This window comes from Luteibacter sp. (genome assembly GCF_051958795.1).
GTDB lineage: Bacteria > Pseudomonadota > Gammaproteobacteria > Xanthomonadales > Rhodanobacteraceae > Luteibacter.
This window is the reverse complement of the sequence record NZ_JBQCFT010000148.1, coordinates 1-10,991: the sequence shown is the minus strand read 5'-3', so window position 1 is coordinate 10,991 and position 10,991 is coordinate 1. Positions and strand designations below refer to the sequence as shown.

At 65.2% G+C, this 10,991-nt stretch carries 13 protein-coding genes and 1 pseudogene; 4 read left to right on the top strand and 10 right to left on the bottom strand.

What is annotated here, in order from left to right; genetic code table 11:
* Window positions 1-172: 172 nt before the first annotated feature.
* The 3 genes from ACTHLF_RS08065 to ACTHLF_RS08055 are packed head-to-tail and all read right to left on the bottom strand — an operon-like array spanning window position 173 to window position 2,669.
* A complete protein-coding gene (locus ACTHLF_RS08065; RefSeq protein WP_440326409.1) occupies window positions 173-676 on the bottom strand; it encodes a RidA family protein in 504 nt (167 codons plus the stop codon).
* Window positions 673-1,095, bottom strand: a complete 423-nt coding sequence (locus ACTHLF_RS08060; protein ID WP_440326407.1) for a c-type cytochrome — start codon at window positions 1,093-1,095, stop codon at window positions 673-675. Before ACTHLF_RS08060 ends, ACTHLF_RS08065 begins: the two co-directional genes overlap by 4 nt.
* A complete protein-coding gene (locus ACTHLF_RS08055) occupies window positions 1,092-2,669 on the bottom strand; it encodes an FAD-dependent oxidoreductase (protein WP_440326411.1) in 1,578 nt (525 codons plus the stop codon). The genes ACTHLF_RS08060 and ACTHLF_RS08055 overlap by 4 nt, the downstream gene beginning before the upstream one ends.
* Window positions 2,670-2,844: 175 nt before the next feature.
* Between ACTHLF_RS08055 and ACTHLF_RS08050 the strand changes: the two genes are divergently transcribed.
* Both ACTHLF_RS08050 and murU read left to right on the top strand, forming a co-directional pair.
* A complete protein-coding gene (locus ACTHLF_RS08050; protein ID WP_440326405.1) occupies window positions 2,845-3,858 on the top strand; it encodes an aminoglycoside phosphotransferase family protein in 1,014 nt (337 codons plus the stop codon).
* Window positions 3,855-4,529 carry an N-acetylmuramate alpha-1-phosphate uridylyltransferase MurU gene (murU, locus tag ACTHLF_RS08045; protein ID WP_440326404.1) on the top strand — a complete coding sequence of 225 codons (675 nt, stop codon included), beginning with the start codon at window positions 3,855-3,857 and terminating at the stop codon, window positions 4,527-4,529. The genes ACTHLF_RS08050 and murU overlap by 4 nt, the downstream gene beginning before the upstream one ends.
* 183 nt (window positions 4,530-4,712) lie before the next feature.
* Here the strand turns inward: murU and ACTHLF_RS08040 are convergent, their stop codons facing one another.
* From ACTHLF_RS08040 to ACTHLF_RS08025, 4 genes and pseudogenes are all read right to left on the bottom strand, one after another.
* Window positions 4,713-4,940 (bottom strand): hypothetical protein, encoded by a 228-nt coding sequence (locus tag ACTHLF_RS08040; RefSeq protein WP_440326403.1) that lies wholly within the window; start codon window positions 4,938-4,940, stop codon window positions 4,713-4,715.
* A gap of 128 nt (window positions 4,941-5,068) precedes the next feature.
* Window positions 5,069-5,938: pseudogene (motB, locus tag ACTHLF_RS08035) on the bottom strand (flagellar motor protein MotB); the annotation flags it as partial.
* A 6-nt stretch (window positions 5,939-5,944) separates the two neighbouring features.
* A complete protein-coding gene (gene motA / locus ACTHLF_RS08030) occupies window positions 5,945-6,799 on the bottom strand; it encodes a flagellar motor stator protein MotA (protein WP_440326401.1) in 855 nt (284 codons plus the stop codon).
* Between the two features lie 82 nt (window positions 6,800-6,881).
* On the bottom strand, window positions 6,882-8,195 hold the full coding sequence (locus tag ACTHLF_RS08025; RefSeq protein WP_440326400.1) for an ATP-binding protein: 1,314 nt from the start codon (window positions 8,193-8,195) through the stop codon (window positions 6,882-6,884).
* Window positions 8,196-8,330: 135 nt separating this feature from the next.
* On the opposite strand from ACTHLF_RS08025, the gene ACTHLF_RS08020 reads away from it, so the two are divergent.
* Window positions 8,331-8,699 carry a response regulator gene (locus ACTHLF_RS08020; protein ID WP_440326399.1) on the top strand — a complete coding sequence of 123 codons (369 nt, stop codon included), beginning with the start codon at window positions 8,331-8,333 and terminating at the stop codon, window positions 8,697-8,699.
* A 21-nt stretch (window positions 8,700-8,720) separates the two neighbouring features.
* Here ACTHLF_RS08020 and ACTHLF_RS08015 read toward each other — a convergent pair whose 3' ends face one another.
* Window positions 8,721-9,083 carry a hypothetical protein gene (locus ACTHLF_RS08015; RefSeq protein WP_440326397.1) on the bottom strand — a complete coding sequence of 121 codons (363 nt, stop codon included), beginning with the start codon at window positions 9,081-9,083 and terminating at the stop codon, window positions 8,721-8,723.
* 49 nt (window positions 9,084-9,132) lie between these two features.
* On the opposite strand from ACTHLF_RS08015, the gene ACTHLF_RS08010 reads away from it, so the two are divergent.
* A complete protein-coding gene (locus ACTHLF_RS08010; RefSeq protein WP_440326396.1) occupies window positions 9,133-9,513 on the top strand; it encodes a hypothetical protein in 381 nt (126 codons plus the stop codon).
* A 77-nt stretch (window positions 9,514-9,590) separates the two neighbouring features.
* Here the strand turns inward: ACTHLF_RS08010 and secF are convergent, their stop codons facing one another.
* Together secF and ACTHLF_RS08000 are read right to left on the bottom strand one after the other, a co-directional pair.
* Window positions 9,591-10,553 carry a protein translocase subunit SecF gene (gene secF / locus ACTHLF_RS08005; RefSeq protein WP_440326394.1) on the bottom strand — a complete coding sequence of 321 codons (963 nt, stop codon included), beginning with the start codon at window positions 10,551-10,553 and terminating at the stop codon, window positions 9,591-9,593.
* A gap of 13 nt (window positions 10,554-10,566) precedes the next feature.
* On the bottom strand, window positions 10,567-10,991 hold a 425-nt coding region (locus ACTHLF_RS08000; RefSeq protein WP_440326393.1), incomplete at its 5' end, for an efflux RND transporter permease subunit.

Sequence of the window (10,991 nt, the reverse complement as noted above, 5' to 3'; positions counted from 1 at the left end):
GACCAATCTCCTGGCCAATGCGAACAGCCACCCGCTCTACTACCCTTTCGCGGTGCGCTACGACCTGTACGCCCACCCGGGCCGCCCGGCCCACCCCCCCCCCGGCACATCTCCCCTTCTTGCGAGACCTTTCTCGACCCGGTGTGCAAGCCGGGTTTTTCTTGGGTGCGGGTTACGGCCTGACGGCGGTGACTTCAATCTCGACCAGGAAATTCGGGCTGGCCAGCGCCGCGACCTGCATGGCGCTGCGCGACGGCAGGTTCGGCTGCTGGGCGGTACCAAAGAACTGCGTGTAGCCGGCCATGAAGCCGGCGAAATCCATCTTCCCACCCTTCGCCGGATCGCCCACCAGGAAGACCTGCATCTTCACCACGTCACCCATCGACAAGCCCATGCCCTTGAGCTGCTTGCCGATCGAGGTGAGGACGCCGACGGTCTGCGTCTTCGTATCGCCGTACGCCTGCGGCGAGTCCTTCGCGGCGCTCGCATCGGCCACCGGGGGTACCACGCCACTCAGGAACACCAGGGTCTTCCCTGCGGGCACTTCCACGGCAGCAGCAATGGGGAACGTGCTGTTCGGAATCTTGTGGCGCACCACATCGGCGGCGAAGGCGGGGGCGGCGAGCAGGCAGCCGGCGGCGGCAGCTAGGGCGAGCGCGTGGCGGAACGTCTTCATCGGGAATCCTCGGGTTTCGGCGGGGGCGGACGGAAAGCCTTGACCTGCTCGGCGGTGAGCGCGTCGGTGTAGTGGTTACCAAAATGCGTGCGCACATAGTTGACCACGTCGGCGACCTGCTGGTCGTTGAGCAGCATCCAGAATGGAGGCATGCCGCCACGGCCATTCATGACCATCACCGCGGGGTACGCGCTGGACGCGAGCTTGGGATTCGACGCCAGTGCAGGGTAATGTCCCGCGCCCGCCGCGCCTTTGGCGTCGGGCATGTGGCAGCCCTGGCAGATGTGGGTGAAGATCTGCCCGCCGGTGATGTGTGCCGCGTCCTTTGCCTGCAGAAACGCCGGGTCATTCGCCTGGGCGTGAACGGAGCTGGACATAGCGACAAGCAGCCATGCTGCCGAGAACAAGCGCGCGCTCATGCCGCACCCCCAGCGACCGCCTTCCGGTGCAGCTGGTCGATCGCCGCCAGCGAGGAAAGGATCGCCCCCTCCTGCCACGCGGGAAGGTACGAGGCGTGCTCGCCGGCAAGCACGATCCGGCCATCGAGCGAACAGAGGTTAGCGTAGTGCTGTTCGCGGGCCTGGTCGGTCCACCAGCCGAAGCAGCCCAGCGTCGATGGCACGCGATGCCACGCCACGGCCATGCCGCTTTCGAACTCCTGCTTGTACTGCGGGTGGAGCATGCTCCCGTAGTCCAGTGCCTTCGCGATGCGGGTGGCCGGATCCAGCGAGGTGAACTCGTAGGCCTCGGCGAAGAACGCGTACGCACCGAGCAGCACGCCCTTCTTCGAGCCGATGCCGTGGCTTGGGTAGGCGATCATGCCGATGGGTGTCGTCGAGGTGCTTACGCCGCCATAGATGCGGTCATCCTCTTCCCAGAAACGCCGTTTAAACTGCAGGCCCACCTTGGCCGAGGCCATGTAGGGCACGGCGGAGATCGCGGCGACCTTCTCGGCGGACACCTGGATCGGGATCTGGCTGAGGATCGATAGCGGGATCGTGCACACGCACCAGTCGGCCTTCGCCTGCAACGGCTTCCCCGGCTTGCCCGTGTCTTCGTAGGTCACCGTGACGCCGCCGGCGTCCTGGGCGATACCGGTGACCTTGCTGTTATAGCGGATGACCTGGGGGCCGATCTCGCGGACAAAGGCCTTGCCGATCGCATCCATGCCACCCACGGGTTGCAGCAGCGTCGTCTGGTATTCGTACAGCGCGCTCATCCCCAGTTGTTTCCAGAGTCCGGACTTCAGCAACTCGGAAATGCCCACCGGCTGGGAGAACCCGGGCTTGCCGTCAGGGCCACCACCCGGTTCCTTGGCGTAACCACGGTGCTCACTGCTGTCATGCCCGGCCACGTAGCGGAACTGGCTGTCAAGGCCACCGAACTGGCGCAGCGATTCGAGGAGGATCTCGCGATCTTCCTTCGTCACGATCTCATCGAGGGCGCCCTTGCCCGACGCCTTGGCCAGCAGTTCCGCGATGCCGCCATGCCAGTCCGACTGGACTTCGCGAAGACGCAGCGGCTTGCCACCGAACGCCTCCGGGTTGTGCATGTACGCGTTGTGGTTCACCTGCACGAACGGCTCGAGCTGTATCCCGAACTGATGGCAGTAATCGAGGACGCCCGTGTGGTGGTACGGGATACGCCAGGGGCCAGGGTTGAAATACAGGCCCTTGTCGAAGCGGCAGGTCTGCGTGTGGCCACCCAGCTCGGTGTAGGTGTCGCCGCCGCGCAGTGTCCAGTTACGTCCGCCGGCGCGCCCGTTGTATTCGAGGATCTGCACCTTGTAGCCGGCCTTGCCGAGCTCGAAGGCGGCGACAAGGCCGGCAAGCCCTGCCCCGAGGATCAGCACACTGCCCTTGCCCGTGCCCTGCAAGGGAGGTGGCCTGCGGTAGGTGGATTCCGCGGCGAAGCCCAGGTTGGTCATCGCCTGGTACATCAACGCGCTGCCGCCGGCGACGCCGATCATTCGCAACAGGTCGCGCCGGCTCATCGACGCGGGCGGGTTTTCGCTCCCCATGCCACTACCCCTTCGCTACCCCGATGGCACAGATAACCATAGGCCGGGTCGCCCAACAACGTGCCGCAAGGCATAGCACCGCGCTGGTGCTATGACAGCGCCCGGCAAACCCTCTAAGCTGGCTCGATCCACCCAGTTGAACACCCGTATGACCGCTACCGACGACCGTGCCACCGCCCGCCTCGCCTGGGCCCGCCACGCCACCGGCCAGGCCGACCTGGCACTCGAGCCCGCGTCGGCGGACGCCAGCTTCCGCAGTTACTGGCGCGGCTACGTGGATGACCAGCCGGTCATCATCATGGATTCGCCGCCGGAGAAAGAGGATCCGGCGCCGTGGGTGGCGATCGGCAAGCGCCTGCACGACGCGGGCCTGCACACACCGACGGTGATGGTCGCGGACCTCGGGCAAGGTTTCCTGCTGATCGAAGACCTGGGCACGCGCACCTACCTCCCAGAGCTCACGGACGCCACGGCCGATGCCCTGTACGGCGATGCGCTGGACGCCCTGCTGCGCATGCAGATGCATGTCGATACCACGGGCCTGCCCGCGTTCAACCGCGAATGGCAGGTCATGGAAATGGAGATCATGCCGACGTGGTTCCTGCAGAAGCACCTGGGCGTGTTCGTGGAATGCGAACAGTGGGATGTGGTCGAAAGCGCATTCGGCGCGATCCTGCACGCGCTCGCCGAACAGCCGCGCGCCTTCATGCACCGCGATTACCACAGCCGCAACCTGCTCATCACGCATGACCGCCCGCCGGGCGTGATCGATTTCCAGGGCGCCATGTCCGGCCCGATTACCTACGATCTCGCGTCGCTCCTGCGCGATGCGTACGTGGTGTGGGACAACGAGCGTGTCGAGGGCTGGGTGGAGGCATACCGCCTGCGCCTGCTCGACGCGCGCCTGCTCGATGAAACCGTGGATACCGACCGCTTCCGCCGCTGGTTCGACATGGCCAGCCTGCAGCGCCACCTGAAGATCCTCGGCTTGTTCTGCCGTCTTTACTATCGCGATGGGAAGGCCGGTTATCTGAACGACCTGCCTCGCGTGCTCAAGTACGTACTGGACATCGCGCGCCGCCACGCGGATGTGGCGCCGCTTGCCGACCTGATCGTCGAGAAGATCGGCAACCGTGATATCCGCGTGCCGGTGCAGGCATGAGACATGCGCTGATCCTGGCCGCGGGCCTTGGCGAGCGCATGCGGCCGTTGACGGACACCACGCCAAAGCCCTTGCTCGAGGTGCATGGCAAGCCGCTCATCGTGCACCACATCGAGAAGCTTGCCGCGGCCGGCGTCAACTACATCGCGATCAACACCTCGCATCTCGCCGATCAGTTTCCCGACGCGCTCGGTGATGGCTCACGCTGGGGTGTACGCCTGCGTTACTCGTATGAAGGGCCGACGCCACTGGAAACCGGCGGCGGCATGCTGAAGGCGCTGCCCTTGCTGGGGAGCGATCCGTTCATCGTGGTCAGCGCGGATATCTGGAGCGACATCGATTACGCCGCGTTGCCGCTGCAGCCGGAGGGCGTCGCCCATCTTGTGATGGTGCCTAATCCCGATTTCCATCCGGCCGGCGATTTCGCGCTGCTGGGTGGCAAGCTCTACGACGAGGATGCGCCAGAAGGCGCCGAGCGGCTGACCTTCGGCAATGTCGGCGTTTACCGACCGGAGATCGTCGCGGGCGAGGCGGCCGGGAAGTTTAAGCTCGCCCCGATGTATCGGCGCGCGATCGCCCAAGGGCGGTTGTCGGGCGAGCGTTACGACGGGTTCTGGCGGAACGTGGGGAATCCGGCGCAGCTGGAGCAGCTGCGGGCTGAGGTCGAGTAAGCGACGGCTTCTTCGCTTCGTTGGGTATCGCGCGCAAGCGCGCTCCCACAAGGGCTTTGTCGCTTCGTTGGCTATCGCGTAGGAGCCCACCCTGTGGGCGACGCCGTTCGCGAAGAAGCCACAGGACCTGCGGCGTTAGCGCGAAAGGCGTCGCTCACAGGGTGAGCTCCTACCGGGATGCTTTTACTGGATGGTTTCGGAGGCGATTTCGCGGAGGCGTTCGCGCCCCAGGGCGAAGGCCTCGTTATACGCACTGGTGACGTCGGTGAAATCGATGGTGCCGGTACCGGCGTCGATCTCTTCGCCTATATGGTCGAGGATACGAAAGCTCGACCGGTAAACCTGCTCACCCGCTGCATCATGGTGCTTTACCGCGCGGGCAACGACCCTGAACTTGCTGTGATTTTCCACCGTGTTTCTCCCCCCTGGGAGTCTCTGAAACTACCGGGGTATCGTGACGGTTTCAAGTGAATTCCATTTCCGGGTGACAAAACGGTGTCAGCGCGGCAGGCTCAGTTCGCCTGCCCCGCCATCGCCGTCGCTTCGGACAGCGCCGCCTTGGCGGCATCGTGGGTCATCACGACGATGCTGATACGGCGATTGATCGCCGACGCCGGATCGTTCTTGTCGAACGGTACGGACGCCGCGAGCCCGACGACGCGCGCCACCTTGTCGGGTTGCATGCCACCATCGGTCAGCGTGCGGCGGGCCGCGTTCGCACGATCGGCCGAGAGCTCCCAGTTGCCATACTGGCTGTCGGCGCGGATGTACGGCGCGCTGTCGGTATGGCCCGAGATGCTGATCTGGTTCGGCACCTGGTTGATGAAGCCGGCGAGCTCGTGGAGGATCTGCACCGTATACGGCTTGAGCGCACCGCTGCCCGTGTCGAACATCGGGCGGTTCTGCTTGTCGACGATCTGGATGCGCAGGCCTTCCGAGGTGATGTCGATCAGCAGCTGGTCCTTGTACGGCGCCATCGCCTGGCTCTGCGCGATCGCCTGCTGCAGGTCTTTCATCAGCTGCTCGAGCCGCTTCTTTTCCTGCTCCTTCGCGATCTTCTCCGCGTCGGCCGACGTCGCCGGCTTGGCGAACTTCTCCTGGTCGCCCGGGCCCTTCGGCAGATCCATCGCGCCGCCCAGCTTGATCATGCTGGTGCTGGCACCGCCCGGACCCATCTTGCCCGAGGGCGCCATGGTCGACTGCCCCTGGGTCATGCTCGGGTTCTTGAAGTATTCGGAGATGGCCGCGCGCTGCTGCTTGGTGCCGGCGCCAACGAGCCACATGACCAGGAAGAACGCCATCATCGCCGTGACGAAGTCGGCGTACGCCACCTTCCACGCGCCGCCGTGGTGGCCGTGGCCACCCTTCTTCTTCCGGCGGACGATGATGACTTGCTTGAGCTCGGTCATCGCGGCTTACCGGGCAGCCTTCAGGTGGCCTTCCAGGTCCTGGAAGGTCGGGCGGCTGGACGAGGTGAGCGACTTGCGCGCGAATTCCACGGCCACCATCGGGTTGTAACCGCGCAGGTTGGCCAGCAGGGCGACTTTCACGCACTCGAACGCCTTGCCGTCGGCATGGGCGCGCGCTTCCATCGCCGCGGCGAGCGGGCCGATAAAACCGTACGAGAGCAGGATGCCCAGGAAGGTACCGACCAGCGCGCCCGCGATGTGCTCACCGATCACCGCGGCGTCGCCATCGATGGATTTCATGGTGATCACGATGCCAAGCACCGCGGCCACGATGCCGAAGCCCGGGAGCGCGTCCGCCATCTTCTGCACCGCCATGGCGGGTGCCGTGGCTTCGTGGTGATGCGTTTCCAGCTCCACGTCGAGCAGCGATTCGAGCTCGTGCGGATCCATGCTGCCGCCCACGATGAGGCGCAGGCAGTCGGTGATGAAATCGACGAGGTGGTGTTCCGCGACCAGGCGCGGATAGGCCGTGAACAGCGAGCTGTTCTCCGGGTTCTCGATGTGTTCTTCCATGGCCAGCTGGCCGTCCTTACGCATCTTCACGAAGATGTCGTACAGGAGCGACAGCAGGTCCACGTAATCCTGTTTCTTGTACTTCGGGCCCTTGAGCAGGCCCATGGCGTCGCGCGCGGCGTTCTTCACGAGCTCCATGGAGTTCGCGCTGACGAACGCACCGATGGCGCCGCCAAAGATGATCAGCAATTCATACGGCTGCCACAGCGCGGCGATGGAGCCGTGCGAAAGCACGTATCCACCCAGCACCGAGACCAGGACGACGATGGCACCAATAATGACGAGCATGACTTCTACTTCCTCCCAGTCGGATGGCTTATCGGCCGCTGGGGCGCGAAGTTGAGGGATCCCGTCACGCTTTCTACACGAATCACGCAGCGCCGGTAAGCGCTCCCGCATAGCGCGGAAAAACGAGCCGAATACGCGTACCGATACCGGCGTCGCTTTCGATCTCCACGCCACCGCCGGCCTGCGCCACGGTGCCGTAGACCTGGGCCAGGCCAAGGCCGGATCCGCCCTGCTTGGTCGTGAAGTACGGCTCGAACAGCCGCTCCCTGACTTCATCCGACATGCCACCGCCGGTATCGGCGACGCACACGAATACCTGGCGCGCGGGCAGGCGCTCACGCAGGCTGTCCGCCATGGCGTCCTCGAGGAGGCGGTCGCCCACCTGCAACACGATCGTGCCCATGTTGCCCATGGCATCGCGGGCGTTGAGGCAGACGTTCATCAGGGCCTGTTCGACGCCGTGGCGGTCCACCCAGATGGGCAGTGCTCCCGGCTGGCGCAGCACCTCGATGCCGACCCGCCCACCCATGCCGTGGCGCGCGAAGTCGGCGAAGCTCTCGACCAGGTCGCCCAGGTCGATCGGCTCGGGCCGCGAAGGCTGGTTGCGGGCGAAGGCCAGCAGGCGGCGGGTCAGTGCCGTGGCATGCCTGGCACCTTCGACGGCATAGGTGAGCATGCGCCGCTGGTGGGCGGTCAGGTCGTCGGCTTCGTCCTGGAGCCCGGAGAGGCTCACGATCACGGTCTGCAGCATGTTGTTGAAGTCGTGGGCGATGCCGCTGACCAGCTGGCCCACGGCCTGCTGTTTCTGCGCCTGGTGGGCCGATGCCTCGGCCAGCTCACGGGCGCGCCCGGCCATCTCGAGCTGCTCGCTCAGGCTGGATAGCCGCATCTCGGCATCGCGCCGCGCATAGTGCTCGTGCTCGAAGCGCTCCATCAGGGTGCCGTACTGGGTGGTCGCGCTCGCCGAGCGTGCCACGGACTCGTTCAGGCGCTCCTGGAGCAGTTCGTTGATCGACTCGAGGGCCGCCTGGAGCTCGATCCGCTCGGTGACGTCCCGGCTGATGACGATGAAGTGATCCAGGGTATCGTCGGCCACGACCGGCGCCACCATCACCTCCCACCAGCGCGACGAGCCATGCGCGGTGCGGCGGGGGCTGACGAAATCGACCCGCTCGCCGGCGGCGGCGCGATCCAGGACCCGCGCCACCATGTCGCGCGCCTCGGCGGGCCACAGGTCGAGCCAGCGGACGCCCACGAGCCGCTCGGCCCCGTCGGGAGCGAGCGACATGCAACCCAGCCCCGCGACGAACCGAATGACGCCGTCACGGTCGAGTTCCTTCATGCAATCGGCGGATGACTCGACGAACTGCCGGTACCGCCCCTCCCCTTCACTCATCGCCGCTACCCCTGGCCCGTCGGATGGCGCTGTACACCCTTATGACGCGCCGCACGGCCGCCTCCTGTCAAGGCGAATCTGTCACGCGGCTACCACGGCGAAGGGGCGAGAGTCGCGCCCATGAAGGACCCAATCGTGACCCCAACCGCCGCGCCGGTCCTGATCGTCGAGGATGACCGCAACGTGCTCGACATCACCAGCTTCGTGCTCGAGTCGGCTGGCTACCCGGTGCTTACCGCGATGAACGCCGAAGAGGCCCTGCTGGTCCTCGCCGGCCACCCCGAAGTGGGGCTCATCCTTACGGACGTGAACATGCCCGGGCAGATGGACGGCATCGACCTGGTCAGGCGCCTGCGGGAGTCGGGCAACCCGGTGCGCTGCGTCGTGGTCTCGGGCGACGCCCTGCACGCGGCCGACCGGCTTGGCGACCTCGCACCCTTCCTTGCCAAGCCGTACGACCGCCGCTCGCTGCTCGGCGCGGTCCAGGCAGCGCTGGTGGCCTGATATCAGCGCGCTTCGGGTCCGTCAGTCAGCTTCGGCTTCGGACGCCTTGTCGTCGTCGAACCCGGTTTCGCCCTCGGCGAATACCGGTGCGCCGTCGTCTTCCACCCCGATAACGAGACCGAGGGCCTTTTCGGCAGCCGCGGCCGCGCTCGCCTCGTCGCGGAAGCTGCGGTTTTCGTACACGGCGAAGTAGCTGGGATAGCTGCCATCGGCAGGATGTGAAGAGATCAGCGCGGTGTAGCGCGACCCTTCACGGGTGGCGGCGCTGCGGAGGGTGAAGTTGATGAACTCGCGTTCTGCCATGTCTGGATAGGTCGGTAGGGCCAGCCGTAGCGGCGTTTTGGAGGGCGCGTTTATGCGCGGTGAAACGGTGTGACGGCGCATGCCGCAACCGCAAATCTGAGTGTACGCCGGGGCTTGGGGGCGTTCTTGCATGCAAGTCCTTACCCTGTCAAGGAATCCGTTCAGCATTCCGGCACTTGCCTGTCTTATTTTTGTAGGGTATTTCCTACACCAAGCGACCTCACAAAGCATTCACGAAGGTCGTGAAACAGGGGAAAAGGGCAGCATCATCATGAACGTCATCACCACCACGGCGCCGTCGCGCGGCCTTGCGTGGACCGTAGCCACCGTACTTGCGGTGGCTGGCATCGTCGGCCTGGCTCTGGCACCGCGCGTCGCGGCCGCCATTCCGAAAACCGCGATCCAGATGGTCTACGCCTGGCTCTGCTGTTCGCTCGTGGGCTCCGCGTACGTCGTCGTCACGCTTGCGAACGATGCGGAAGGCGCCAACGAGGACAGCAAAGAATTCTGATCCCAGGGCCGGGACGTACATGCGCAAAGAAAAACCCGCCTTCCGGCGGGTTTTTCCATTCCGGGGTACCGCAACGCTTACGGGCGGCGCTCCAGCTCCGGGTCTTCCTTCGCACGCGGCATCAGGTCCTGCTTGGACACGCCCAGCCACAGGAGGATGGGGCTGGCCACGAAGATCGAGGACAGCGTACCCACCAGGATGCCGATGAGCATGGTGATGGCGAAGCCATGGAGGACCGGGCCGCCGAAGAAGAACAGCGCCGCCATGGTGATGCCGGTGAACAGCGAGGTGATGATGGTTCGCGACAGCGTGCTGTTGATCGAACGGTTCAGCACCTCTTCCGGCGTGGCGTTGCGGCTGGAGCGGAACAGTTCGCGGACGCGGTCGAACACAACCACCTTGTCGTTGATCGAGTAACCGACCACCGCCAGGACCGACGCAAGCACCGTCAGGTCGAACTCGCGCTGGGTCAGCGCGAAGATGCCCAGGGTCACCAGCACGTCGTGCACCTCGGTCGCGAGCGCCGCGATGGCGAAGCGCTTTTCGAAGCGGATCCACAGGTAACCCATGATGCCGACGATGACGAAGATCACCGCGTAGATACCGTCGGTGCGAAGTTCCGCGCCGACCTGCGGGCCGACGAAGGACTTTTGCTTCATCGTGGCATCCGGACGGACCGACTTCAGGGCCGCCATGATGTCGTTGGACACCTTGGTCGCGGCTTCGTCGCCGGTGAGGCCCGAGGAACCGTGGTCGTCCTTCGGCTGCAGGCGCACCGCGACTTCACGGGTGCCGCCCACGGCCTGAACCAGCGGATTCTCGAGGCCAGCCTTGGTCAGCGCCTGGCGCACGTCGTTCGTGTCGACCGGGTTCTGGTAGGCCACGTTGACGGCGACGCCGCCAACGAAGTCCTGGCCGTAGTTGAAGCCCTTGCCGACGATCAGCACCACCGAGGCGACCATGAGTAGGACCGCCAGGCCGATGGAGAAGCGACGCAGGCCGAGGAAGTTGAAATTGGCGTTGTGGTTGAAGATTTCCATGGCGTATGTCCCCTCAGACCGACAGGGTCTTGAGCTTGCGGCCGCCGTGGATCAGCGCCGTGATGGCATGAGTGACGGTCACCGAGGTGAACATCGAGGTGAGGATACCGATGAACAGCGTGACGCCGAAGCCCTTGATCGGACCCGAGCCCATGGTCATCAGGCCGAGCGCGGCCAGCAGGTGGGTCACGTTCGCATCGAGAATCGTGGCCCACGCCTTGTCGTAACCCGTGCGGATCGAGGCGAGCGGCGACGAGCCGTTGCGCAGTTCCTCGCGGATGCGTTCGCAGATGAGCACGTTGGCGTCGATCGCCATGCCGAGCGTCAGCACGATACCGGCAATACCCGGCATGGTGAGCGTCACCCCGATGGCCGACATGACGGCGACCAGCAGCACCAGGTTGAAGAACTGCGCGACGTCGGCGACCAGGCCGAAGA